The organism is Maribacter vaceletii (genome assembly GCF_003634105.1).
GTDB lineage: Bacteria > Bacteroidota > Bacteroidia > Flavobacteriales > Flavobacteriaceae > Maribacter_B > Maribacter_B vaceletii.
In genome coordinates, this window is record NZ_RBIQ01000011.1 from 142,159 (window position 1) to 166,797 (window position 24,639).

The 24,639-nt window shown below is 32.1% G+C and carries 22 protein-coding genes; 4 read left to right on the top strand and 18 right to left on the bottom strand.

Annotated features, from left to right (window positions below; translation table 11 throughout):
* Positions 1–9: 9 nt before the first annotated feature.
* The 11 genes from CLV91_RS14775 to tamL all read right to left on the bottom strand — a co-directional run bounded on the left by CLV91_RS14775 (position 10) and on the right by tamL (position 13,039).
* On the bottom strand, positions 10–969 hold the full coding sequence (locus tag CLV91_RS14775) for a YpdA family putative bacillithiol disulfide reductase (protein WP_394340499.1): 960 nt from the start codon (positions 967–969) through the stop codon (positions 10–12).
* A complete protein-coding gene (gene rpe, locus CLV91_RS14780) occupies positions 969–1,628 on the bottom strand; it encodes a ribulose-phosphate 3-epimerase (protein ID WP_121069003.1) in 660 nt (219 codons plus the stop codon). The genes CLV91_RS14775 and rpe overlap by 1 nt, the downstream gene beginning before the upstream one ends.
* Before the next feature lie 76 nt (positions 1,629–1,704).
* Positions 1,705–2,157 carry a tRNA (cytidine(34)-2'-O)-methyltransferase gene (locus CLV91_RS14785; RefSeq protein WP_121069004.1) on the bottom strand — a complete coding sequence of 151 codons (453 nt, stop codon included), beginning with the start codon at positions 2,155–2,157 and terminating at the stop codon, positions 1,705–1,707.
* A gap of 2 nt (positions 2,158–2,159) precedes the next feature.
* Positions 2,160–2,378 carry a VF530 family protein gene (locus CLV91_RS14790; protein WP_121069005.1) on the bottom strand — a complete coding sequence of 73 codons (219 nt, stop codon included), beginning with the start codon at positions 2,376–2,378 and terminating at the stop codon, positions 2,160–2,162.
* Between the two features lie 164 nt (positions 2,379–2,542).
* Positions 2,543–3,406 carry a sigma-70 family RNA polymerase sigma factor gene (locus tag CLV91_RS14795; protein ID WP_026811703.1) on the bottom strand — a complete coding sequence of 288 codons (864 nt, stop codon included), beginning with the start codon at positions 3,404–3,406 and terminating at the stop codon, positions 2,543–2,545.
* Positions 3,407–3,716: 310 nt separating this feature from the next.
* Positions 3,717–5,087: a glycosyltransferase gene (locus CLV91_RS14800; RefSeq protein WP_121069006.1), complete on the bottom strand. Its 1,371-nt coding sequence runs from the start codon at positions 5,085–5,087 to the stop codon at positions 3,717–3,719.
* A gap of 279 nt (positions 5,088–5,366) precedes the next feature.
* Positions 5,367–7,613, bottom strand: coding sequence for a polyribonucleotide nucleotidyltransferase (locus CLV91_RS14805; protein ID WP_121069044.1), 2,247 nt, complete (start codon positions 7,611–7,613; stop codon positions 5,367–5,369).
* Positions 7,614–7,821: 208 nt separating this feature from the next.
* Positions 7,822–8,091 carry a 30S ribosomal protein S15 gene (rpsO, locus tag CLV91_RS14810; RefSeq protein ID WP_121069007.1) on the bottom strand — a complete coding sequence of 90 codons (270 nt, stop codon included), beginning with the start codon at positions 8,089–8,091 and terminating at the stop codon, positions 7,822–7,824.
* A gap of 249 nt (positions 8,092–8,340) precedes the next feature.
* Positions 8,341–9,204, bottom strand: coding sequence for an acetyl-CoA carboxylase, carboxyltransferase subunit beta (gene accD / locus CLV91_RS14815; protein WP_121069008.1), 864 nt, complete (start codon positions 9,202–9,204; stop codon positions 8,341–8,343).
* A gap of 36 nt (positions 9,205–9,240) precedes the next feature.
* On the bottom strand, positions 9,241–10,308 hold the full coding sequence (gene fbaA, locus CLV91_RS14820; RefSeq protein ID WP_121069009.1) for a class II fructose-bisphosphate aldolase: 1,068 nt from the start codon (positions 10,306–10,308) through the stop codon (positions 9,241–9,243).
* Between the two features lie 151 nt (positions 10,309–10,459).
* Positions 10,460–13,039 carry a translocation and assembly module lipoprotein TamL gene (gene tamL / locus CLV91_RS14825; RefSeq protein ID WP_121069010.1) on the bottom strand — a complete coding sequence of 860 codons (2,580 nt, stop codon included), beginning with the start codon at positions 13,037–13,039 and terminating at the stop codon, positions 10,460–10,462.
* 93 nt (positions 13,040–13,132) lie between these two features.
* Here tamL and CLV91_RS14830 point away from each other — a divergent pair, with 93 nt between their 5' ends.
* Positions 13,133–13,792 (top strand): RNA methyltransferase, encoded by a 660-nt coding sequence (locus CLV91_RS14830; RefSeq protein ID WP_317124782.1) that lies wholly within the window; start codon positions 13,133–13,135, stop codon positions 13,790–13,792.
* A gap of 6 nt (positions 13,793–13,798) precedes the next feature.
* On the opposite strand, the gene porT is transcribed toward CLV91_RS14830, so the two are convergent.
* A complete protein-coding gene (gene porT / locus CLV91_RS14835; RefSeq protein WP_121069012.1) occupies positions 13,799–14,554 on the bottom strand; it encodes a type IX secretion/gliding motility protein PorT/SprT in 756 nt (251 codons plus the stop codon).
* 21 nt (positions 14,555–14,575) lie between these two features.
* Positions 14,576–15,304, bottom strand: a complete 729-nt coding sequence (ubiE, locus tag CLV91_RS14840) for a bifunctional demethylmenaquinone methyltransferase/2-methoxy-6-polyprenyl-1,4-benzoquinol methylase UbiE (RefSeq protein WP_121069045.1) — start codon at positions 15,302–15,304, stop codon at positions 14,576–14,578.
* A gap of 258 nt (positions 15,305–15,562) precedes the next feature.
* On the opposite strand from ubiE, the gene trkA reads away from it, so the two are divergent.
* Both trkA and CLV91_RS14850 read left to right on the top strand, forming a co-directional pair.
* Positions 15,563–16,912, top strand: coding sequence for a Trk system potassium transporter TrkA (gene trkA / locus CLV91_RS14845; RefSeq protein WP_121069013.1), 1,350 nt, complete (start codon positions 15,563–15,565; stop codon positions 16,910–16,912).
* 1 nt (position 16,913) lies between these two features.
* Positions 16,914–18,404, top strand: coding sequence for a TrkH family potassium uptake protein (locus CLV91_RS14850; protein WP_121069014.1), 1,491 nt, complete (start codon positions 16,914–16,916; stop codon positions 18,402–18,404).
* A gap of 55 nt (positions 18,405–18,459) precedes the next feature.
* Here the strand turns inward: CLV91_RS14850 and CLV91_RS14855 are convergent, their stop codons facing one another.
* Both CLV91_RS14855 and CLV91_RS14860 read right to left on the bottom strand, forming a co-directional pair.
* Positions 18,460–19,650, bottom strand: a complete 1,191-nt coding sequence (locus CLV91_RS14855) for a pyridoxal phosphate-dependent aminotransferase (protein WP_121069015.1) — start codon at positions 19,648–19,650, stop codon at positions 18,460–18,462.
* Between the two features lie 15 nt (positions 19,651–19,665).
* Positions 19,666–20,766 (bottom strand): fatty acid desaturase family protein, encoded by a 1,101-nt coding sequence (locus CLV91_RS14860; RefSeq protein ID WP_121069016.1) that lies wholly within the window; start codon positions 20,764–20,766, stop codon positions 19,666–19,668.
* A 115-nt stretch (positions 20,767–20,881) separates the two neighbouring features.
* Here CLV91_RS14860 and rsmG point away from each other — a divergent pair, with 115 nt between their 5' ends.
* The gene (gene rsmG / locus CLV91_RS14865; RefSeq protein WP_121069017.1) at positions 20,882–21,517 is read left to right on the top strand and encodes a 16S rRNA (guanine(527)-N(7))-methyltransferase RsmG; all 636 of its coding nucleotides are present in this window, start codon (positions 20,882–20,884) and stop codon (positions 21,515–21,517) included.
* A 53-nt stretch (positions 21,518–21,570) separates the two neighbouring features.
* On the opposite strand, the gene CLV91_RS14870 is transcribed toward rsmG, so the two are convergent.
* The 3 genes from CLV91_RS14870 to apaG form a co-directional block, all read right to left on the bottom strand.
* On the bottom strand, positions 21,571–22,089 hold the full coding sequence (locus CLV91_RS14870) for a DinB family protein (protein WP_121069018.1): 519 nt from the start codon (positions 22,087–22,089) through the stop codon (positions 21,571–21,573).
* Between the two features lie 183 nt (positions 22,090–22,272).
* A complete protein-coding gene (gene pruA, locus CLV91_RS14875; protein ID WP_121069019.1) occupies positions 22,273–23,901 on the bottom strand; it encodes an L-glutamate gamma-semialdehyde dehydrogenase in 1,629 nt (542 codons plus the stop codon).
* A 245-nt stretch (positions 23,902–24,146) separates the two neighbouring features.
* Positions 24,147–24,533 carry a Co2+/Mg2+ efflux protein ApaG gene (gene apaG / locus CLV91_RS14880; RefSeq protein WP_121069020.1) on the bottom strand — a complete coding sequence of 129 codons (387 nt, stop codon included), beginning with the start codon at positions 24,531–24,533 and terminating at the stop codon, positions 24,147–24,149.
* Positions 24,534–24,639 lie beyond the last annotated feature (106 nt).

The following is a 24,639-nucleotide window of genomic DNA, read 5'->3' on the forward strand; positions in this document are numbered from 1 at the left end:
GTATATTTACTATTTATTTTGTAATATATTGCTTATTATTTGTTTGGCGTGTATTCTAGAGTTTTCTATAAACCATTTATGGGTTTCCATGCCACCGCAAACTACACCAGCAAGATAAGCGCCAGTTATATTAGTTTCCATGGTTTCTGGGTTATATTGTGGTATTTTCTTTTCGTTATTAGATAGGTTTACTCCTAAAAGCTCTAATAATTTAAAGTTGGGTCTGTATCCTGTTAATGCAATTACAAAATCGTTCTTTAAAGATTGTAGTTTTCCATTCGTATTAATTTCTATAGCATTCTCTGTTATTTTAGTAACATTGGTGTTATAATAGGTTTTAATACTACCTTCTTCAATACGGTTAAGTATATCTGGGCGTACCCAATATTTAACCCTAGAACCAATTTCATTTCCTCTAATAATTAAGGTAACTTCTGCACCACTACGCCAACATTCTAAAGCAGCGTCTACAGAGGAATTGCTTGCGCCAATAACAGCAACTTTTTGTCTAGAATAGTAATGAGGTTCTTTATAATAGTGCGTTACTTTTGGTAGGTTTTCCCCAGGAATATTCAATAAATTAGGAACATCATAAAAACCTGTAGCAATTACAATTTTACTAGAAGTATAGTTGTTTTTTGTAGTTTTAATATAGAAATTTTCTTCTTTTTCTATAGAAAGTACTTCTTCAAATAAATGTATGTTAAGAGAATTACTTGTAACTATCCTTCTATAATATTCTAATGCTTCGTTCCTTTTTGGTTTTACTTCTGTAGAGATAAAAGGAATGTTATCAATTTCTAGTCTTTCTGATGAAGAAAAGAATTGCATTTTGGTTGGGTAATTAAAAATAGAATTAACTACAGGTCCTTTTTCTATAATAAGATAGGTAAGCCCTTTTTTTTGAGCTTCTAGCCCGCAAGCTATTCCTATAGGCCCACCACCAATTATGATAACATCAAAATGCATTATCCAGCTATATTTTTTAGTTCTTCTATTGTTTGTGTAGGATTTTCGCTTTTAAAAACAAAACTACCAGCAACTAATACATCGGCACCAGCATTTGTAAGAGCAGCAGCATTTTTTGATGTAACTCCACCATCAATCTCTATTAAAGTTTTTGCATTCTTTTTATTGATTAATTCTTTTAGGGCTTTTACTTTATTGTATGTATTTTCTATAAAAGATTGCCCGCCAAAACCAGGATTAACACTCATTAAACAAACTACATCAATATCTTGTATAACATTTTCTAAAAGAGAAACATTTGTATGCGGATTTAATGCCACACCGGCTAGCATACCTTCTGCTTTAATTGCTTGTAAAGAACGGTGTAAATGGGTGCAAGCTTCATAGTGTATGGTTAGTATAGAAGCACCTAAGTCTGCAAATGTTTTAATGTAGCGGTCCGGGTCTACAATCATTAAATGAACATCTAATGGTTTTGTTGCGTGTTTTTGAATAGCTTTTAAAACAGGCATACCGTATGAGATGTTTGGAACAAAAACACCATCCATAACATCTATATGATGCCAATCTGCATTACTGTTATTAACCATTTCAACATCTTGTTGTAAGTTGCCAAAGTCGGCAGCCAGTAGGGAAGGGGCAATTTTTGTTTTGCTCATTAGAAAATACCTTTGTTAGTTTAATAACAAAAATACGGAAATGTATACTTTTTAGTAGTGTGTTTAAGAATAGTATTTACTGTATATGTCGTAAACCTTCATAAACTACAATGCTAACTGCATTGGCAATATTTAAACTTCGTATATGTTCACTATATAATGGTATCTTGTAAAGATGCTCTTTGTTACTTTCTATAATTTGTTTTGATAATCCTACAGATTCTTTTCCAAAAACAAGAAACATATTTTTTTTAAAAGGAATATCCCAGTGTTTTTTTTTGCCATGACTAGATAAAAAAACCATTTCTTTATCTTTATGTTGCAAAAAAAAGTCTTCTACGCTTTCGTAAATAAGTACATTTAAGTGTTGCCAATAATCTAAACCGGCACGTTTAACTCTTTTGTCACTAAGTTCAAACCCAAATGGTTTTACAAGATGTAATGTGGATCCTGTTCCTAAACTTAACCTACCAATATTACCAGTATTATTTGGTATTTCTGGTTCTATAAGAACAATATTAAATGCCATATTTATTTTTTAATGCTGTGAAGGTATAGTTTTTCTACTTTTTCTCTTGCCCAAGGTGTTCTTCTTAAAAATTTTAGGCTAGATTTTATAGAAGGATTGCTCTTAAAGCAGTTTATATTTATTTGGTTTGCTAATTCTTCCCAACTGTATTTGTCTGTTAGTTCTTCTAGAATGGTTGCGAGTTTAACACCATGAAGAGGATTATTGGGTTGTGTTTCCATAAAGATTCTAAAATTATAAAACTCCGGTAATCAGCCGGAGTTTATTCATCAATCAAAAAACGAACAGTCATGATAAACTGTTGTTATGTTTCACAAATTACAATTAATATGCCAAATTTCCAATATGTTAAAATTTTGCAATATAATTTTAATAGGTGTCTTGTTTAACCAAGATATGTTTTTAATATTTTGCTTCTAGATGTATGTTTTAATCTACGAATAGCTTTTTCTTTAATTTGACGAACTCTTTCTCTTGTTAAATCAAAAGTTTCACCAATTTCTTCTAGGGTCATAGAGTGTTGTCCTGCTAAACCAAAATATAAACGAATAACATCTGCTTCTCTTGGAGTTAATGTTTCCAAAGCACGTTCTATTTCCGTACGTAATGATTCATGCAACAATTCCTTATCAGGATTTGGAGATTCGCCACTACGAAGTACATCGTAAAGGTTAGAATCTTCCCCATCAATTAATGGAGCATCCATAGATACATGACGACCAGAATTTTTAAGAGACTGCTTTACATCATCAACTGTCATGTCTAATTCTTTTGCTATTTCTTCTGGTGAAGGCTGGCGCTCATGTGCTTGCTCTAAAAATGCAAAAGTTTTGTTTATTTTGTTTATTGAACCAATTTTGTTCAATGGTAAACGAACAATACGAGATTGTTCTGCTAATGCTTGTAAGATAGATTGACGAATCCACCAAACTGCATAAGAGATAAATTTGAATCCACGAGTTTCATCAAAACGTTGTGCCGCTTTTATCAATCCTAAGTTTCCTTCATTGATTAAGTCTGGCAGAGTAAGGCCCTGGTTTTGGTACTGCTTAGCAACCGATACTACGAATCTTAGATTGGCTTTTGTAAGTTTTTCAAGAGCGATCTGGTCGCCTGCCTTGATGCGTTGTGCCAATTCTACTTCTTCATCTGCAGTAATAAGGTCTACTTTTCCAATTTCTTGTAAGTACTTATCCAAAGATGCGGTTTCCCTATTGGTAACCTGTTTTGTAATCTTAAGCTGTCTCATTTAATAAAATTAAGTTCATTTGCATAGACTGCATATACTTATACGTAAAAAAGCTACGAATGTTACAAAAGCATTAAAAAAAATGCATTTTTTAGTTAAACGGTAAGAAAACAAGGTTTTTTCTTTGTTTTACTTCATGTATTTATTAGTCGAAAAAAGAAAAATAACTTTCAGAAAAAGAATAATTAGGAAGATTTTATTTTATAAAATATATAGTCTTGGAGAATTAAAATATTAATTATAAAGTAAAATTGCTAGTCTTTAATACCTCATAGAGGTAAAAAACTAGCAATTTTATGTTGAAAAAATATTATTTTTTTTCGGGTAATCCTCTTGTTAGCCAACCTCTTCTACTTGCAGTTGCAATTGCATAAGGGGTAATCCAAAACAAACCAAAAGCATATAAAATACTATAAGAATATGCCCAGAAAGCTTCTTTAAAGTCATATTTATTTGCGTAGAATATAACAGGGAAAGAAGATAGTATAAGGATACTTAATAAAGTAGAGCTTATATATAGTAATGGGTGCGATAATATAAAGAATAACATGAATATTAAAAATGGGTAACTCATTATTATTTTTAAAGATTGATTTATAAATAATATTCTAGTCCCAAGTTTAGTTTCTTCTCTAAAGTTTTTGAATACATATTTAGACATTTGAATGTTTTCACGAACATTACTTCTTCCCCATCTAATAAACATTTTATATAAACCAGTATATTCTTCAGGAACATTTGTATAAGCAACTGCATTTTTTTGAAATAATACATGGTATCCTTGTTTTAGTATCATGTTTGTCATTGCTCTATCTTCTCCAATATCTGATGGTTGCCCCATAAAAGTTTGGTTAATCCATTCTGGTAAACAAGTAAAAACAGCAGTACTTCTATACGCAGCTAAAGCTCCAGGAGTACATAATACAGAGTTTAAACTACTTTCTGCAGAACGAACAAATTCAAAACTTAAAACAAAACTTACGTCTAACATTTTAGGTAACAAAGCCTTTTCTTTATTTAAGACTCTAATATTACCTGCAACGGCACCACATTTTTCATTTGTTACAAATGGACTAACTAAAATTCTTAGGGTGTCTGGGTCTACAATAGAATCACTATCTACCGTAATAAAAACTTCTCCTGTTCCAAGGTTAAAGCCACGGTATAATGCATGTCTTTTACCTTTGTTTTCTGGTTGTTGGTATATTTCTAAACGATCTCCCAAGATGTTTTTGGCTTTTTTCATCCATTCCCATGTATCATCTGCACTACCATCATCTATAGAGATTATTTGTAATTTTTGTTCTGGAAAATTACTCTCGTCTAAACTTATTAGAGTGTCATATACTTGCTTACCTTCATTATAAGCTGGGACTATAACTGTACAAGTTGGTAGTTCTTCATCAGATACAGATGCAATTGGCTTGTATTTAAAATATCTAAATAAAACATAAACAAAATAAGCTGCTTTTAAAAAGAATAAAAAACCTGCTATAGCCATAAAAGTAAGACCTATGATAGAGCTTGATCTTTCTTTATTAAATTGGTCAAAATCACTTTGAAATACATAAACTAGGTAAATAGCACCAATCATTAATAAGAATGTACTAGCCAATACTGTAATTCCCCAAGGGTCTGTAGTTTTTTTTGATTGTAATGGTAAAGTGTTTTTGTTTTCCATGAATATTTTTTTAATATTTTGTTCTACTACTTTTACGATGACTTTGGTCTTTTAGATTTTTTAATTTTTCGTTTTATGAATACTTTATGAATATTCTAACATTTGAGTTTTATAATCTAAAAAGTTGTTAAAAAAGAGAGAATTTAATATTAAATAATAAGGGTTTTTTTTGTGTTTTTAGAGCGAAGAACTAGAGGTGTTTTTTTTGTTTAATTTTTAAAAAAAAGAAAGCCCAGTTAGTAAACTAACTGGGCTTTTATAATTTAAGGGAATTAAGAATTAATCTTCTTTTTTACCTTCTCTTGGTTTTCTGTCGTCTCTACGATTGTCACGTCCACGATTATCGCGTCCACGATTGTCTCTACCTCTGTTGTTATCTCTTGGAGGTCTTTCTACATACCCTTCTGGTTTTGGTAAAAGAGCTTTACGAGAAACTTTTTCTTTACGAGTTCTTGGGTCTACACCAAAGTACTTAACATCAAAAACATCTCCCATGTTTACAACATCGGTTACATTTTCTGTGCGTTCCCAGGCCAGTTCAGATACGTGCAATAAAACTTCGTTTCCTGGAGCATCTGTATATTCTACAACAGCACCAAAATCTAACATTTTAATTACTTTAACTTCGTAAACACTACCTTTTTCTGGTTTAAATAGTAAAGAATCTATTTTAGCTTCCACAGCAGCAATACCTTCAGAACCAGTTCCTAATATTTCAACAATACCTTCTTCAGTAACAGGGTCTTCATTTATAACAATTGTACATCCTGTTTCTTTTTGTAATTCTTGAATTACTTTTCCACCAGGACCAATTAAAGCTCCAATAAACTCATTAGGAATACGTCTTGTAATCATTGTAGGAGCATGCTCCTTAACACCTGAATTTGGAGAAGAAATAGTATCGGTAATTTTTCCTAAGATGTGTAAACGTCCATCACGGGCTTGTTTTAAGGCATTTACAAGAATTTCGTAAGAAAGACCTTTTACTTTAATATCCATTTGGCAAGCTGTAATACCATCTTCTGTACCCGTTACTTTAAAATCCATATCTCCTAAGTGATCTTCATCACCTAAAATATCAGATAATACAGCATATTTCCCAGAATCCGAGTCAGAGATAAGTCCCATTGCAATACCAGAAACAGGTTTCTTTAATTGTACACCAGCATCCATCATTGCCATTGTACCTGCACATACTGTAGCCATAGATGAAGAACCGTTAGATTCTAATATTTCAGAAACCACACGTACTGTATAAGGGCAATCAGCAGGAACCATTCCTTTTAATGCTCTTTGCGCTAAGTTACCATGTCCTACTTCTCTACGAGAGGTACCTCTAATTGGTCTAGCTTCTCCAGTAGAAAAAGGAGGGAAGTTGTAGTGTAAATAGAAGGTTTCTTCACCTTCGTATGATGGCATGTCTATTTGGTTAGCCTCTCTACTAGTACCTAAAGTAACTGTAGCTAAAGCTTGTGTTTCTCCACGTGTAAATATGGATGAACCATGAGTAGATGGTAAATAATCTACCTCACACCAGATTGGTCTAATCTCGTCAGTCTTACGACCATCTAAACGTAAACCTTCGTTTAATGTTAAATCACGTACAGCAGCTTTTTCAGCTTTGCTGTAATATTTAGAAATTAATCCGCCAAAATCTGCTTGCTCTTCTTCAGAGAATGATGCTTTAATTTCTTCTTTAATTTCACCAAAAGCTGCGCTACGCTCATGTTTAGCAGAACCTGCTTGAGCAACAGCATATACTTTATCGTAAGCCATGTCATGAATTTTCTTTGCTAAATCTGCATCTTCACGTTCTGGCTCGTACTCACGTACTTCTTTTTTACCAAATGCTTTTGCTAAAGCTTCTTGCGCTGCACATTGTACTTTAATAGCTTCGTGTGCAAATTTGATAGCTTCTGTCATTTCTTCCTCAGAAATTTCATCCATTTCACCCTCAACCATCATAACAGAATCTGCAGATGCTCCAATCATCATATCAATGTCAGACTCTTCTAATTGTGCTCTAGTTGGGTTAATAATGAATTCTCCATTTACACGACCAACTCTAGCTTCAGAGATAGCACATTCAAACGGGAAATCTGATAATTGGATAGCAGCAGAAGCAGCTAAACCTGCCATAGCATCTGGCATAACATCAGGGTCATGTGACATTAACTGAATCATTACCTGAGTTTCAGAATGGTAATCTTTTGGAAATAATGGGCGTAAAACACGATCCACTAAACGCATTGTTAATACTTCACCGTCACTAGGTCTTGCTTCTCTTTTGAAGAAACCACCTGGGTAACGACCAGCAGCAGCAAATTTTTCTCTGTAATCTACCGTTAATGGTAAAAAGTCAACATCTGCTTGTTTGTAGTTGGAAACAACTGTACATAATAACATACATTTTCCAGATTGAACAACAACAGAACCGTGTGCCTGTTTTGCCAATTTTCCGGTTTCGATAGAAATTTCTCTACCGTCCCCAAGGTCTATGACCTCTTTAAATACTTTTGGAATCATAAATTCGATTTTACCCATGTCTATTTTTACATGAGTGTTAAACAATGGTCTTTTGTCTTGTTAGACAAATTGTGTGTTGTGTTGTTGTGTGGACCAATGAAAAACTATACGTAGCTTTTTGTGTTTGCTCTTCCTAAAATAGTTTAGGTTTTACCTCTTGAACAGTAGAGTATATTAAAAAGGGGAAGCATTGCTTCCCCTTTTAAAATTATTTTCTAATACCTAATTCTACAATTAGTTCACGATATTTTACAATATCTTTTTTCTTTAAGTAATCTAAAAGACTTCTTCTTTTACCTACTAATTTTACAAGAGAACGTTCTGTGTTAAAATCTTTATGATTTTTTTTAAGGTGTCCTGTTAGGTGGTTTATACGGTGTGTGAACAACGCTATTTGACCTTCAGTAGAACCTGTGTTCTCTGCTTTTCCGCCGTGTTTTGTAAAAATTTCGGCTTTAACTTCTTTTGTTAAATACATTCCAATATTATTTTAAATGATTTTTATGTACAAGATTGATTTTCAATCTGGGCGCAAATATAACTTTTTTTAAATTAAATTTATACTAAGTATAAAAAAAGTGCTACACTAGTATAAACTAGTGTAGCACTTTTACTCTATACTCTATAATTTAAATACTCCGAGGCTTGCCTCGGGATCAAAATTAGTTTCCAAATAAATGCCTCGTGGGCTTGCCCTGAGGTAGTTTACTTGTAATGCTTAATTTATCTAATTAAGTCTTACTTTATTATTTTGAATTAAATCTATATATAGATTTATGTTCTTTTTTAAATCTCTTCTATGCGAAATAAAATCTAAAAAGCCATGTTCTAGTAAAAATTCTGAGGTTTGAAAACCTTCTGGAAGGTCTTTTCCTGTAAAATCTTTTACAATTCTAGGGCCTGCAAAACCAATTAATGCACCAGGTTCAGAAATATTAATATCTCCAAGCATTGCATAAGAAGCTGTAGTACCACCAGTAGTTGGATCTGTACATAAAGAAATATACGGTATGCCTGCTTCTGCCAATTGTGCAAGTTTAGCAGATGTTTTTGCTAATTGCATTAAAGAGAGAGCAGCTTCCATCATACGGGCACCTCCAGATTTTGATATCATTAAAAATGGTATCTTATTTTTTATAGAATAATCTATACCTCTTGCTATTTTTTCTCCTACAACGCTACCCATAGAGCCACCAATAAAACCAAAATCCATACAACAGATTACAAGTTTTTTGCCAGAAGAAAGACCTACAGCTGTACGCACAGCATCTTTTAATCCAGTTTTCTTTTGGGCATCTTTTAAACGATCAGAATACTTTTTAGTATCTTCAAATTTAAGAGGGTCTTTTGAAGTTAATTTAGCATCAAGCTCTTCAAACTTGTTTTCGTCAAAAAGAATTTCAAAGTACTCTTTGCTGCCAATTCTTACGTGATAGTCATCTTCTGGACTTACGTAAAAGTTTTTAGCTAATTCATCAGACTCTACAATTTTACCTGTTGGGGACTTATACCACAATCCTTTAGGAGTGTCTTTCTTTTCTTCTGTAGAGGTTTGTATTCCTTTTTCTGTTCTTTTAAACCAAGCCGTCATATATTCAAATTAGGTATTGTTAGATTTACTTTGGGGCTACAATGTATTAACATTGTTTAAATCTTCAAAGGCTTTTTTCAATCTTTCTATAAAAGATTTTTCTCCTTCACGTAGCCAAACTCTTGGGTCATAGAATTTTTTGTTAGGTTCATCTGCCCCTTTTGGGTTTCCAATTTGTGCTTGTAAGTAGTCTTTTTTGTCTTGAATATAGTCTCTTACACCTGCTAAGAAAGCGTATTGTAAATCGGTATCTATATTCATTTTTATTACGCCGTAGCTAATACCTTCACGAATTTCTTCTACAGTTGACCCAGATCCACCATGGAATACAAAATCTATGTGATTATGCTCTACATTGTATTTTTTAGAAATATATTCTTGAGAGTTTAAAAGAATTTTTGGAGTTAACTTTACATTTCCAGGCTTATAAACACCGTGAACATTACCAAAAGCAGCTGCAATTGTAAATCTTGGGCTTACTTTAGAAAGTTCTTCATATGCATAAGCAACTTCTTCTGGTTGCGTATATAATTTAGAATCATCTACATCAGAATTGTCTACACCATCTTCTTCACCACCTGTAATTCCTAATTCTATTTCTAAAGTCATATCCATTTTGCTCATGCGCTCAAGGTATCCTTTACATATTTCTATGTTTTCTTCTAAAGGCTCTTCAGAAAGATCTATCATGTGAGAACTAAAAAGAGATTTTCCAGTTTCTGCATAATGCTTTTCACTAGCGTCTAAAAGACCATCTATCCATGGTAATAATTTTTTAGCACAGTGATCTGTATGTAAAATAACTGTTGCTCCATAAGCTTCAGCCAATTGGTGAACGTGTTTTGCTCCTGCAACAGCTCCTTGTATAGCAGCATTTTGACCTTCATTAGAAAGACCTTTACCTGCATTAAATTGAGCTCCTCCATTAGAGAATTGAATAATTACTGGAGCATTTAAACTTGCTGCAGTTTCTAACACACCATTAATAGTGTCTGATCCAATAACGTTTACAGCTGGTAGAGCAAATCCTTTTTCTTTTGCGTAATTAAAAATTTCTTGAACTTGATCTCCAGTAGCAACTCCTGGTTTTATGTTGTGAGCCATTTTTTATTTGTTAAAAGTTTAAAAAAAATTGAGTAACAAAAGTATTAAAAATTATTCATAGGTAATTGTCTTTTTGTTTGTAAACAAGGAGTTTAGTGTATATAGATAGTCTACAACGTTTGCGATTGTTAATATTAAAACAAATAAGAGTTTAAAATGGGTAATTAATACCAATTTGAAGTACTGAATTACCAAAATTATAGTCTCTGAACCACCTTTTTGAAGTAATTTCAGCTGGATTATAGGTTTTAAACCCTAGGTCTACTCTAAAAATAAAATAAGTAGCATCATACCGTACTCCAAAACCAGTTCCTAAGGCAATATCTTTTAAAGATTCTATGCCATTAAAAGTGGCATTGGGGTCTTCTACATTATCAAAAACGTTCCAAATGTTTCCAGCGTCGGCAAAAATTGCTCCATTAAAATTTCCTAAAACAGGAAACCTGTATTCAAGATTTAAAGCAATTTTAAAATTAGCCTCGTTAAAATCATTAATTGCATCTGTTTTTCCTGGCCCTAGGGAGTAAGGGAACCAAGCTCTGTTATCATTAGAACCACCAGCAAAATAACTTCGAACAAAAGGAATGTTGTCTGAGTTTCCGTAGGGTATTGCAATTCCTGTAAAGCTTCTAAAAGCTAATACGTTAGATTGGTTTAAATCCCAATATTTAATATAATCTAATTCGGTTTTAATGTATTGAGAGTAGGGTACATTAAAAACAAGAAGTTGTTTGTCCTCATTTTCTTTAAACGGGGTAAGATAGGATAGTCCAGATAAAAAATTACCTGCACTTTCTAGTTTAAATCTAAATTGATAATAATTATTATCTGTAATTCCTTTTTTATTGTTTTTAGAGAAGGTATAATTACTCGCAAATATTAAATTATTTTCAGTTAATCTTTCTTGTCTTTCTTTAATACTGCTAACATCGTCTTTATCTTCGGTAGTGGTTGCAATTTCATTGTTTAGAACAGCATTCATGAAGCCATTTGTGCCTTCAGGTATTGTTAGTGCAGCGTTGGTGTTTCCTTCTTCAGTTCTAAAAAAATCACTTAATTCGGGAAGTGTTTCATAATTATCAGCTATTTTATCAAGATTGTCATAGGAGCTTTGGTAAACCTCAAAAAAGCGATTTGTATTCTTGTTGTTTACATATTGTATGTTTAATAGTTCTACGGTATTTTGCTTAAAATCTGACGGAGTCCAATTATAACCGAGGATGGTGTTAAATGTTTGTTTGTCTAAACCTATATTCTTTTGAAAACTTGTTCCTATTGTTGCTCTTGTTTGTGGTAAAAAGTAATTTGGAATTATTTTATCAGTATTAATAAAAGGAAGCCAAATTCTTGGGAAATTAAGATTAATATCACCGCCTATTTCGGAGAAAAAATTATCTAAAAGGGTAGAGTTACTTAATAATCCAAAGGTTCCTTTAGCAGATAAGCTAAGTGTTTCTGCACCTTTAAAGATATTACGCATTAATAAGGAGCTTCCAAAACCAACTCCTAATCTTCTTATATTTGACCTTGTTATTTCTAAATTTGTTTCTAAAGCGTACTTGGACCTGCTAGCTAAGTATATATTAGCATCTAGAGTATTATTTTCTTGGTCAAAATTTATACTTGGGTATTTAAAAACATTTAAACTAGTAATTTGCCTGTAAGTTCTTATTTTGTCTAGGTCTCTATAAATACTATCTTTTTTAAAGAAAATAGCATTAACAAGGGTTTTGGGTTTATATCTTAATTTGTCTTTATAATAGATAGTATAATTGTTATACTCTATAGATTGTAGGTTGTTTTCTTCGCTATCATATAAATAATCGGTATAAATATTAACTTTATTAAATTTTGCTATTTTATAATTAGATGTTGTTATAGCACTATCTCCTCTTACTTTAAGACCAGCAATAACTAATTTTACATTCATTAATTGGTCATTAGCTGTTTTGGTAGTATCGGTGGCTATATCATAACTAATTGAGCTTTCTTGAAAATTGTAAATACCATTATTTCTAAAAATATAAGTTAGTCTTTCTCTTTCGTTATTAAAGTTATTTAAATCAAACTGTTGGCCAGATTTTACAAAAGAATTTGATTTATGTGCTAAGTAAATAGAATCTATTACTGTAGAGGTTATTTTTTTGGAAACAGAGTCTAATTTAAAAGGTTTTCCTAAAGCTACTTTATAATTAATAGCAGCTCTTTTTTTTCTTTTGCTAGAATCTATTTTAAAAGTAGTGTTGTTGTTAAAGTAGCCTTTGGTGTCATAGTAAGCACTTAGTCTTTCTAATGTTTTTGTTGTTTTAGAAGTGTCAATTATGGAGGGTGCTTCTCCAATATTTTTTAACCAAACACTCATCCCTTTTACTAGAAAAGATTCTCCAAGTCTGTTAACTTGTTTTTTAGATAATAGGTTAACTAGTCTTTGTTCTCTTTTTTCTTTTTTATATAACCAACTTTGGAAAGAGGAGTCTGGATTTTTTTTTGCCAGATTGTATAGGTTTAGACGTAGAGGGTAACCTAGTATAGTACTGTTCTTTTTTTGAACAATAAGACTTTCTACATCTTCATCATTTATTTTTTGATTATTTGTATAAACATTGTTTTTTGTAAGCAGCAAATCATTGTCTCCAACTCTTTTTAGTGCATTGCAGGAAGTAATTGCTATAGCAAAAAATAATAAGCTTATTTTAGCAATGTTTTTATTAAAGCGCCACAAAATCCTCATAGAAATCAAAAATACATTATTTGTATGGTTGTTAAAAGCCAAATAAAACTTATAAGAAGTCTACAGCAAAAAAAATGCCGAATTGCCCAGAAAATGTTTGTTGTAGAAGGTAAAAAAACGGTGAACGAGTTATTGGCTTCTAAAATGGTAGTTTATAAAGTGTTTAGTACCGATGAAAATTATAAAAATAATATTGGAGAAGTTTGTGATTTAATAAGCGATAAAGAGTTAAGTCAAATTAGTTCTTTAAAAAATCCTAGTTCTGTTTTAGGGGTTTTTTATATACCAGAACCTTTAAAAATTGATATGGAAGATTGGGTAGTTGTTTTAGACGATATTCGTGACCCAGGAAATTTGGGTACAATTATTAGATTGTGTGATTGGTTTGGGATAAAAAACTTACTTTGTTCTGCTACTACTGTAGATTGCTATAATCCCAAAGTTTTGCAAGCTACAATGGGTTCTATTACAAGAGTAAATATTACCTATAAGGATGTTTCTTCCTTTTTAAGAGAATGTAATATGCCAATTTATGGAACTTTTATGAATGGAGAGGTAGTTTATAACCAAGCTTTACCTAAGAAAGGAGTTTTGGTAATGGGTAATGAAGCCAACGGCATTTCTAAAAATATAGAAAATATTTGTACTAATAAAATTGCAATTCCACAGTTTGGTAAATCTACTACTGAAAGTTTAAATGTAGCTACAGCAACCTCTATTTTGTTAAATGAGATAAGGCGAGGAAATTTTTAAAAGAAGCTATTCAAAAGTAAAGTTTATAAAAAGCCCTCTAGTTTGCATCATGTCAATATTTCCAGTCCAAGGGCTATTAGGGTCTACATCTTTAACTAGTTCATCTGTTAATGCAAAAACACCACGTATAGATGGGGAGAATTTAAAGTATTCTAAGTAAAAATCAATACCAAAACCAATTTCATAGTTATATACCGATTTTTTCATTCTAAAGGTGCCGGCAGAGTTATCATCTAAACTGGTTTCGTTGCTTCCTAAATTCATGGAAGTAGAAACACCGCCAACTAAGTAAGGTTTCCAATTTCCAAGTCTTTTAGTGCTAGCTTTTAGTAACAATGGAAAATTAATATAAGTAGATTTTACTTCTCTAATTGCATCTCTTTCTTCGGTAAAACCTGTAAATCCAAGATTTCTAGAGGTGTAGGATAGTCCAGGTTCAAATCTAAGGTCTAAATGGTTGTTAAGGCGTAGCTCTCCAATTAACCCAACATTAAAGCCAATGCTTTTTTCTACTAGAATATCTGGAGCATTATTTATGTAGCTAAATTTAAAATCATATTGGTTAAACCCTAAATAATATCCCCAGTTTAATAATGGTTCATCTTCTGTTTCTAAGTTAAGAACAGGTCTTTCGTTAAATTGAGCCGATAAATTACTAGAAATAAAAAACAACCCTATAAATAAAGAAAAGAACAACGCATTTCTTGTGTAATTTAAAGAGAGTTTATTTTTATAAATATTATAAAATACTTTTACTGCCATAATTTTACTGCCCTTTATTGGCTATTTGGTAGCAACATATATTGTTGCAACACCAAAAGTTTGAGGTTTATTAACTACATCTATAAACCCAATTTTACGTAAAATATTGTTGAAGTTTTCACCATGTGGAAAAACAGAGGCAGATTCGCTTAAATACGCGTAGGCAGAACGGTCTTTAGAAAAGATTCTTCCTATAAGTGGTAATATTCTTTTTGTATAAAAACTATAGCCTTGTTTGTATGGCGTTTTTGTAGGAACAGAAGTCTCTAAAACTACAAAAGAGCCGTTAGGTTTTAATACTCTATAAATTTCTGCTAATCCTTTTTCTAGGGTTTCAAAATTACGAACACCAAAAGCAACAGTAACAGCATCAAAAGAATTGTCTTTAAAAGGTAAGTTTTCACTATCGCCAACCACCATTTCAATGGTGCTAGCTAGTTTTTTGTCTTTAATTTTGTCCTTTCCAACTTCTAACATTCCAGGAGAAATGTCTAACCCAACTATTTTAGATGCTCCGGTCTTTACCATATTTATTGCTAAATCACCAGTTCCAGTAGCAATATCTAAAATAGAATTTGGTTTGCTTTTGGTTAAAATAGCAACAACTTTATTTCTCCATTTTATATCAATACCAAAAGAAATTACACGGTTTAAGCCATCATAGTTTTTAGAGATGTTATTAAACATTTGTGTAACCTGTTCTTTTTTTCCTAGGTCAGAGTCTTTATATGGTGTAACCTTTTTGGTCATTTTTTTCAATTTTTGGCAAATATACAATTTAGGAATAAGCAAGTACTGCTTTATTTGTACAATAAAAGCAAGTAATCTTATGTTCTTTAAAGAGTTAAAGTGTATGGCAACCAATAAAATTATGTAATTTTGCAATGCATTTTTGCAAAATTGTAGTAAAATGAATCTTCTTGAAATAAAAATACCATTTAAGGTATTGCTATCTAATTGTTTAGAAAAGACAAATGTTCTTATTATGCTAAACTACATAAGTACTAAATGAAAATAATAATAGCGGGAGCTGGTGAAGTGGGGTTTCATTTGGCGAAATTATTCTCCTACGAATCCCAAGACATAACGTTAATAGATACCCGAAAGGATAGCTTAGCGTATGCAGATAGTCATTTAGATATTCGTGTTATTAAAGGCGATGCCACATCTATTTCTCTTTTACAGGATGCACAGGTACAAGACTCCGATTTAGTAATTGGGGTAACCTCTTCAGAAACAACAAACATAACTTTGTGTGTATTAGCAAAGCAATTGGGTTGTAAAAGAACTATTGCAAGAATCTCTAATACAGAGTTTATTAAAAATAAAGATATTTTAAAGTTTTCTGAATTAGGGATTGATGAACTTATTTCTCCAGAAGCTTTAGCTGCCGAGGAAATACAATTACTTCTTAATAAATCTGCTTTTAACGATACTTATGAGTTTGAAGATGGAAAACTAATAATGATAGGGGTTTCGCTATTAAAGACAGCCCCATTTGTTGGTAAAATGGTTAAAGAGGCAGCAAAAATATTTCCAGAGTTGCATTTTATGCCAATAGCCTTAAAAAGGTTAGGAACACAATTTACTGTAATACCAAGAGGAGATACGGTATTTAAAGAAGGTGATCAGGTTTATTTTATTACTACTAGTGAAGGTGTAGATGAGTTGTATAAGTTAACGGGAAAGAAAAAAGAAGAAATAAAGAATGTAATGATTCTTGGTGGTAGTAAAGTAGGATTTAAGACTGCAAGAGATTTATGTGCAAGTAGATTTAATGTAAAACTAGTAGAAAAAAATAAAGAAAAGGCCTTTGATTTAGCGGACGATTTGCCAAATGCACTTATAATTAATGGGGATGGCAGAAATGTAGAAGTTTTGCAAGAAGAAAGTCTAGAATCTATGGATGCTTTTATAGCAGTTACTGGTAATTCCGAAACCAATATAATGTCTTGTTTAGTAGCAAAATCTAAAAAGATAAAAAAGACCATAGCGCTTGTAGAAAATATGGATTACTTTCAATTGTCACATTCTATTGGTATAGATACACTTATTAATAAAAAACTATTAGCGGCTAATAATATTTTTCGTCATATTAGAAAAGGAGAAGTAATTGCTACTATGCGTTTAAATAATTTAAATGCAGAAATTTTGGAATTTGTTGTAAAACCAGATTCTAAAGTTACGGGAACAATAATAAGGGAATTAGATTTTCCTAAATCGGCTACCATAGGTGGTGTTGTTAGAGATGGCAAGGGTATTATTGCTTTGGGAGGTTTTGAAATTAAAGCAGGAGATAGGGTGGTGGTATGCTGTTTGCCAAAAGTAATAGGAAGAATAGAAAGGTTGTTTTTATAACATGAAACTAAACTCAAAAATTATATTCCATTTAATGGGTTTGCTATTGTTATTCAATGGTTTATTTATGCTTGTTGCAGCAGTAGTAAGCGGAGTATACAAGGACGGAGCTACCTTGGGTATTACTTTGGCATCTATTACAAGTATGTTTATAGGTACTTTTTTAATGTTTTACACAAGGGGTCATAAGAAAGAAGTAAAAAGAAAAGAAGGGTATATTATAGTTACTTTTGGATGGGTCGTAATGTCTATCTCAGGTATGTTACCTTATTTGTTTTCAGGGGCTATCCCTGATGTTACGAATGCTTTTTTTGAAACAATATCTGGTTATACTACAACAGGAGCTTCTATATTAGATGATATTGAAGCAATGCCAGAAGGAATTTTAATTTGGCGCAGTATAACCCATTGGATTGGTGGTATGGGGATTATAGTACTTGCAATAGCAATACTACCTTTATTAGGAATTGGAGGTATGCAATTATTTTCTGCAGAAGCTCCTGGGCCTAATGCAGATAAATTACACCCTAGAATAACAGATACTGCTAAACGTTTATGGTATATTTATGTTGGCTATACCGTTGCAGAAACTATATTGCTAAAATTGGCAGGCATGTCTTTTTTTGATGCGGTTAATCACTCCTTATCAACATTGTCTACAGGAGGGTTTTCTACAAAAAATGCGAGTCTAGCGTATTGGAATGATTCTCCCTTAATACAATACATAATAATTTTATTTATGTTTTTGGCAGGGAGTAATTTTGTTTTAAGTTATTTTGCTTTTAAAGGAAAAATACAGCGAGTTCTTAAAGATGAGGAATTTAAATTCTATTCTATATTTATAGCTGTTTTTTCTGTTTTAGCGGCATTTGTTATTTACTATCAAGCAAATGTTCCCGTGTCAGAATATCATCCTAAAGTTCTTGGTGCTGCAGAAAGTTCTTTTAGACATTCCTTATTTCAAGTAATAGCTGTCATAACAACTACGGGTTTTGTTTCTGCGGATTTTACGAATTGGACTCCATTTTTAACAATTTTCTTTTTTGGCTTAATGTTTTTAGGTGGCTCTGCGGGTTCTACTGCTGGTGGTATAAAAGTAATGCGTCATTTACTAATTATAAAAAATGGCTTGTTAGAATTTAAGAGAACGTTACATATAAATGCGATAATACCAGTGCGGTATAATGATAAGACAATTAAAGAGCATTTTGTGTATAATATAATTGCCTTTTTTGTTCTTTATATGTTGTTGTTTATTATTGGGGCTTTAGTTTTAGGGGCAATGGGCTTAGATTTTGTTTCGGCAGTAGGAGGTGCGGCAACATCATTAGGTAACGTAGGCCCTGGATTGGGAGACCTAAACCCTTTAAGTAATTTTAATGGGCTGCCAGCTTTAGGAAAGTGGTGGTGTGGTTTTTTAATGTTGGTAGGTAGGTTAGAGCTTTTTACAGTATTAATATTATTTACTCCTTATTTCTGGAAAAAAACGTAATAAAAAAAACCTGCTCATTGAGCAGGTTTTTTAGGTTTAGAGAGAGTTTTTAAAACTATTGTATTGCAGCTTTAATTCTCTTTATAGCTTCTATAATTTGTTCTTCACTTGCCGCGTAAGAAATTCTTATAGAATTTCCATTCCCAAAAGCATCTCCAGTAACGGTAGCAACATTAGCATTTTCTAATAAGTACATAGAAAAGTCCGAAGCGTTATTAATTTTTGTTCCATTTAAAGTTTTTCCAAAAAAGAAAGTCACATCTGGATAAACATAAAATGCACCTTCTGGTTCGTTACATGTAAAACCTTCTATATTGTTAAGTAAGTCTAAAATTAAAGTTCTACGTTCTTTAAATTTATCTACCATGTATTGTATTTTGCTTACAGGCTCTTCTAATGCTGTAATAACCGCTCTTTGAGCAATACAATTTGCGCCACTTGTAACTTGTCCTTGTAGTTTGTTACATGCTCTAGCAATATAGGTAGGAGCTCCAATATAGCCAATTCTCCAACCTGTCATGGCAAAAGCTTTAGCTACACCGTTTACGGTAACTGTACGGTCATACATATCTTCAAACTCAGCCATAGATGCATGAGCGGTAACTCCGTAATTAATGTGTTCGTAAATTTCATCACTTACCACAATAATTTGAGGGTGCTTTTTAAGAACATCAGCAAGAGCTCTTAATTCTTCTTTACTATAAATAGAACCACTTGGATTACAAGGAGAGCTATACCAAAGCATTTTAGTTTTTGGTGTAATAGCAGCCTCTAATTGCGCAGGTGTCATTTTAAAATCATTCTCAATAGAAGTTTCTATTTCTACAGGAACACCATCTGCTAGCTTTACAATATCACTATAACTTACCCAGTAAGGGCATGGTAAAAGAACTTCGTCACCTTTGTTAAGGCATACTTGTGCTACGTTATATAATGCTTGCTTTGCTCCAGTAGAAACAACTATTTGTGAGGGATTATATGTAATGTTATTATCTCTTTTAAATTTAGTGATAATAGCATCTTTTAATTCTACATAACCATCTACGGGAGTGTAGGAGTTGTAATCATCATTAACAGCTTTTATTGCAGCTTCTTTAATGTAATCTGGTGTGTTAAAATCTGGTTCGCCTAAACTAAGGCCAATAATATCTTTTCCAGCGGCTCTTAATTCACGAGCTTTTGCAGCCATTTCTAAGGTTGCAGAAGGAGCTAGGCTGTTAATTCTGTCGGATAAATTATTACTCATAAAATAAAAAATTTTCTAATACTGTAGAGCAGGTTTTTTTCCTAACTCTTTTAAATGTTTAAAATGCGAAATTATAGCTTTTCTTGTTGTTTTATATTCGTTATATGGCAAATTAAACTCCTTTGCTGTTTGTTTAACAATTTCTCCAATTTTTGTGTAATGTATGTGACTAATGTTTGGGAAAATGTGGTGTTCAACTTGGTGGTTAAGTCCGCCCGTAAACCAATTTATTATTTTACTCTTATTTCCAAAATTAACTGTTGTAAGTAACTGGTGTATTGCCCAAGTATTTTTTATGTTTCCTTTGTCGTCTGGCAAAGGGGTTTCGGCATCATCTATAACATGTGCTAATTGAAAAACAACACTTAAAATTACTCCTGCTACATAATGCATTACAAAGAAACCAAGTAATAATTTCCACCAAGAAATATCTAGAATTATAAAAGGAATAACAATCCAAAGTGTTAAGTATATTAATTTAAAAACAACTAGCTTGCTCCAGTTTGCTATTGGGTTAGGAAATTCTCCGTAAGATAATTTTCTTTTTGTATACCTATACATTTGTTGAAAATCTGTTGTAATAGCCCAGTTAAAAGTTAATAAACCATAAAGAAAAATAGAATAAAAGTGTTGAAATTTATGATACTTTCTCCATTCTGCATGCTTAGAGAAACGTAAAATTCTTCCAGCATCTAAATCTTCATCATGACCTTGAATGTTAGTGTATGTATGGTGTAATACATTATGTTGTACTTGCCAATTATAAACATTTCCAGCAAGTATATAAATGCTTCCTCCCATAAGTTTATTTACCCATTTTTTGTTAGAGTAAGAGCCATGGTTGCCATCATGCATAACATTCATGCCAACGCCAGCCATACCAACTCCCATTACAGCTGCTAAAATTAAATTGGCCCAATTGGGTAACCCTAAAGTTAAAATTGCAAAATATGGAGCTAAGAAAATGGCAAACATAATTGCGGTTTTTAAGTGCAATTTCCAGTTTCCTGTTTTCTTTATTTTATTTTCTTTAAAGTATGTATTTACTCTTTTGTTAAGAGTTTTAAAAAAGTCTGTAGAATCTTTTCTGGAAAACCGTATTGTTGTTTTTTCCATAGTATATTTTTTTTACAAAGGTAACTTAATTATGAGTTGGGAAGTTATAATACTTTGCTAAATCAGAAAATTAATTGGTGTTAAAATCCTTATTTTTGCAGAAAAAGCCATATAAATGGATGTAAATGTAATATATAGTTATTTTCCAGATTTAACGGAAGAGCAAAAAAAACAATTTTCTGAGCTAGAATTTTTGTATAAAGATTGGAATCAAAAGATTAATGTAGTTTCTAGAAAAGATATAGATGAACTGTATATAAGACACGTTTTGCATTCTTTAGGAATAGCCAAAATTCAACAGTTTTTACCTGGAACATCGATAATGGATGTTGGTACAGGTGGAGGTTTTCCGGGTATTCCTTTAGCTATTTTATTTCCAGAAACTCATTTTACTCTAGTGGATACTATAGGAAAAAAAATTAAAGTTGTTGATGAGGTTGTAGCTGGGCTAAAGTTGAAGAATGTTACAACCATTAATAGTAGGGTTGAAAATGTTAAGGATAAATTTGATTTTATAGTTAGTAGAGCAGTTGCAGCTATGCCAACTTTTGTACATTGGGTTAAGGGTAAAATTAAAAAAGAATCTTTACATGAAAGAAAAAATGGAATTCTATACCTAAAAGGAGGGGATTTGTCTGAAGAGTTGAAGGATTATAAAAATACTGAGATTTTTGATTTAGAACCCTTGTTTAAAGAAGGTTTTTTTGAAACCAAAAAAGTGGTGTATTTGCCACTGAAATATAAGGGCTAGTTTAAATAAAAAATGCACCTTATTTAGGTGCATTTTTTATTTATGGGTGAATGTTATTTGCTCCAAGGTGGAACAACACCGTTAGATCGAGCATAGGCAATTAATTGTCCTTTGTGTTCTCCGTTATGTTCCATAATAGCTAAAAGTCCTCCAAGTTTATTCATTTTTGCAAATCCAAAATCAACTTCTTCATTAAGGGAAGCTGTGGCTACTTTAGTTATCTTTTCAAGAACAAATGCGTTAGATTTTTCTAGAGCAGCTATAATATTTTCCTTACCAGTGATTTTGTTTAACTTCATTAAATCTACATCTTCTGGTGGGGCAAACCCCATTTTGGAAGCTAGGTAATAGTTTCCTCCAGCAACATGTAAAAGTGCTTCACCAACAGAAACTACGCCTTCAGTAGGTCTCCAATCATATTGTTCCTCGGAAAAAGCATTTGCTAACTGAATAACTTGCCCTTGGTTGCCTGTTAAAACTGCTTGAATAGTAGTTTGCGTAAGGTTGTCTTGCGCATTTGCGCTAAAAATTGTTAACGTCAAAATAGACGCTAGTAAAAATAATGTTTTCATTTTACGATAGTATTAAGTTAGAATGATGTGTAAATGGTATTTAATCAAAAATAGTAAAATAAAAGCACCTGTGGTTTTTTATTAAGTACATAGATTGTTACTTACTATGTTTATGGCCAAATAAAAACTCCCATTTTTCAGTATTAGAAAAATGGGAGTTTTAAATTTTAATTTAAAATTATTTTATCCTAAAAATGGATATCTATAATTCTCCGGTGTCACAAAAGTTTCTTTTATTAATCTAGGGGATACCCAACGTAATAAATTTTGTGGAGAACCAGCTTTGTCATTGGTTCCAGATGCTCTAGCTCCACCAAAAGGTTGTTGTCCTACAACAGCTCCAGTTGGTTTATCATTAATATAAAAGTTACCAGCACAATTTTCTAATGCTTTTGTAGCTTCTTCAATAGCGTACCTGTCTGTAGAAAGTACAGCTCCAGTAAGTGCATATTCCGAAGTGTTGTCCACTAGCTTTAATGTTTTGCTCCAGTCTTTGTCATCATATACGTAAATAGTAACTACGGGGCCAAATAATTCGGTCTCCATGGTAGTGTATTTAGGGTCTGTAGTAACAATAACAGTAGGGTCTATAAAGTATCCTTTAGATTTGTCATAAGTGCCGCCAGCTATAATTGTAGCATCCTTATCCTGTTTGGCTTGGTCTATATATTTAGCTAACTTGTCAAAAGATCCTTCGTGAATAACAGCGGTAATAAAATTACTCATGTCTTCAGGGGATCCAGGTTTGTTAAAAGAAGCAATATCTTTTTTTACTAAATCTAAAATTTCTTTAGAAGTAGATTTTGGTAAATAAACCCTAGAAGCAGCACTGCACTTTTGACCTTGAAACTCAAAAGCACCTCTTACAATAGCGGTAGCTACTTGAGCAGGTTTTGCAGATGGGTGAGCCACAATAAAATCTTTACCACCAGTTTCTCCAACTATTTTAGGGTAAGTTTTGTAAGAATGTATATTATTTCCAATTTGTTTCCATAATTCTTTAAATATGAAAGTAGAACCTGTAAAGTGAAGACCAGCAAAATCTGGGCTGGATAGTACAGTGTCTGTAACCATTACCGGATCGCCATAAACTACATTAATTACACCATCAGGTAAGCCAGCTTCCTTAAAAATATCTACAATTACTTTGGCGGAAAAAATTTGGCTATCACTAGGTTTCCATACTACAACATTACCCATCATAGCAGCACTTGCTGGTAAGTTGCCCGCAATGGCGGTAAAATTAAACGGAGTTACTGCATATATGAAACCTTCTAATGGTCTATATTCTACTCTGTTCCAAATACCTTCAGCAGATTCTGGTTGTTCTGTGTATATTTGAGACATAAACTCTACATTAAAACGTAAAAAATCTATAAACTCACAAGCAGCATCAATTTCTGCTTGATGAATAGTTTTAGATTGAGCAATCATTGTTGCAGCATTTATTTTTGCTCTGTATGGACCGGCAATTAAATCTGCAGCTTTTAAGAAAATAGCAGCACGTTGTTCCCAACTTAAATTAGCCCAATCTTGTCTTGAGTCTAAAGCATTTGCTATAGCATTATCTACATGTTTTTTTTCTGCAACATGGTATTGACCAACAATATGTTTGTGGTCGTGTGGAGGAGATAATGGTTTTGTATTATTGGTTTTTACTTCTTTGCTGCCAATGTACATTGGAATGTCTACTGTACTGTTAAAATAAGTACTATATTGTTGAAGTACTTCTGCTCTTTCAGGAGAGCCTGGAGCGTAGCTTTTAATAGGTTCGTTAATAGCTGTAGGTACTTGAAAAAAACCTTTACCCATACTTTTGTTTTTTTAAATTAAAAATTATCAAGCAAAGGTATTAAATTGAGATCTTAATTAAGATATTCGAAACTATATTTATTTGATTTACGAATGTGGTAATTTCTACACTATTTTGGTGAGAATAATGTATTATACGGTAGTGTTCCTAATAATTAATAGGATGCTTTGTGTTATTAAATAAGAAATCCTAATCTATATAATTGTATAGATTAGGATTTTTTTTGGTAAAATATTTAGTTTGGTTAGTTTAGAGCAAAAGGTGCGCTAAACTTAAAAGTGGGAATATATACTCTTATTTTTTCAGAAGTTCCAAAGTTAATCATGTTGTAATGTCCTTTCATGGCTCCAATAGGAGAGGCTAATAAACATCCGGAATTATAGGTGTGAGATTCTCCAGGAAGTATCACGGGTTTTTTACCTATTACACCTTCGCCATCTAGTAATTCAAGGTCATTTAAAGCATCATAGATTTTCCAATGTCTAGAGTTTAATTGTACAGAATCTTTACTTTGGTTTTCAATGGTAATTGTGTATCCAAAAGCAAAATGCATTTTGTAATTTTTAAAAAAAGTGCCTTCAAAATTTGTATTTACTGATACTTTAATGCCGTTAGTTACTTGTGTTGTCATATGTATGCAATGTGTAAAATACCTTCTATTGTTTATCTAAAAAGCAAATTTGGCGCTAAAATAGAAAAATAGAATTTAGTTCTAAATATTTATTCAAGTATTTATG

What these genes read in the sequence shown, in the direction of transcription:
- CLV91_RS14805 (WP_121069044.1), bottom strand. Translation starts at nt 7,613, where the DNA reads ATGATTCCAAAAGTATTTAAAGAGGTCATAGACCTTGGGGACGGTAGA.
- CLV91_RS14800 (WP_121069006.1), bottom strand. Translation starts at nt 5,087, where the DNA reads ATGGAAAACAAAAACACTTTACCATTACAATCAAAAAAAACTACAGAC.
- tamL (WP_121069010.1), bottom strand. Translation starts at nt 13,039, where the DNA reads ATGAGGATTTTGTGGCGCTTTAATAAAAACATTGCTAAAATAAGCTTA.
- ubiE (WP_121069045.1), bottom strand. Translation starts at nt 15,304, where the DNA reads ATGACCAAAAAGGTTACACCATATAAAGACTCTGACCTAGGAAAAAAA.
- rpe (WP_121069003.1), bottom strand. Translation starts at nt 1,628, where the DNA reads ATGAGCAAAACAAAAATTGCCCCTTCCCTACTGGCTGCCGACTTTGGC.
- CLV91_RS14855 (WP_121069015.1), bottom strand. Translation starts at nt 19,650, where the DNA reads ATGAGTAATAATTTATCCGACAGAATTAACAGCCTAGCTCCTTCTGCA.
- CLV91_RS14775 (WP_394340499.1), bottom strand. Translation starts at nt 969, where the DNA reads ATGCATTTTGATGTTATCATAATTGGTGGTGGGCCTATAGGAATAGCT.
- CLV91_RS14830 (WP_317124782.1), top strand. Translation starts at nt 13,133, where the DNA reads ATGTTTGTTGTAGAAGGTAAAAAAACGGTGAACGAGTTATTGGCTTCT.
- porT (WP_121069012.1), bottom strand. Translation starts at nt 14,554, where the DNA reads ATGGCAGTAAAAGTATTTTATAATATTTATAAAAATAAACTCTCTTTA.
- fbaA (WP_121069009.1), bottom strand. Translation starts at nt 10,308, where the DNA reads ATGGCTCACAACATAAAACCAGGAGTTGCTACTGGAGATCAAGTTCAA.
- CLV91_RS14795 (WP_026811703.1), bottom strand. Translation starts at nt 3,406, where the DNA reads ATGAGACAGCTTAAGATTACAAAACAGGTTACCAATAGGGAAACCGCA.
- accD (WP_121069008.1), bottom strand. Translation starts at nt 9,204, where the DNA reads ATGACGGCTTGGTTTAAAAGAACAGAAAAAGGAATACAAACCTCTACA.
- CLV91_RS14870 (WP_121069018.1), bottom strand. Translation starts at nt 22,089, where the DNA reads ATGAAAACATTATTTTTACTAGCGTCTATTTTGACGTTAACAATTTTT.
- CLV91_RS14860 (WP_121069016.1), bottom strand. Translation starts at nt 20,766, where the DNA reads ATGGAAAAAACAACAATACGGTTTTCCAGAAAAGATTCTACAGACTTT.
- pruA (WP_121069019.1), bottom strand. Translation starts at nt 23,901, where the DNA reads ATGGGTAAAGGTTTTTTTCAAGTACCTACAGCTATTAACGAACCTATT.
- rsmG (WP_121069017.1), top strand. Translation starts at nt 20,882, where the DNA reads ATGGATGTAAATGTAATATATAGTTATTTTCCAGATTTAACGGAAGAG.
- CLV91_RS14850 (WP_121069014.1), top strand. Translation starts at nt 16,914, where the DNA reads ATGAAACTAAACTCAAAAATTATATTCCATTTAATGGGTTTGCTATTG.
- trkA (WP_121069013.1), top strand. Translation starts at nt 15,563, where the DNA reads ATGAAAATAATAATAGCGGGAGCTGGTGAAGTGGGGTTTCATTTGGCG.
- CLV91_RS14785 (WP_121069004.1), bottom strand. Translation starts at nt 2,157, where the DNA reads ATGGCATTTAATATTGTTCTTATAGAACCAGAAATACCAAATAATACT.
- apaG (WP_121069020.1), bottom strand. Translation starts at nt 24,533, where the DNA reads ATGACAACACAAGTAACTAACGGCATTAAAGTATCAGTAAATACAAAT.
- rpsO (WP_121069007.1), bottom strand. Translation starts at nt 8,091, where the DNA reads ATGTATTTAACAAAAGAAGTTAAAGCCGAAATTTTTACAAAACACGGC.
- CLV91_RS14790 (WP_121069005.1), bottom strand. Translation starts at nt 2,378, where the DNA reads ATGGAAACACAACCCAATAATCCTCTTCATGGTGTTAAACTCGCAACC.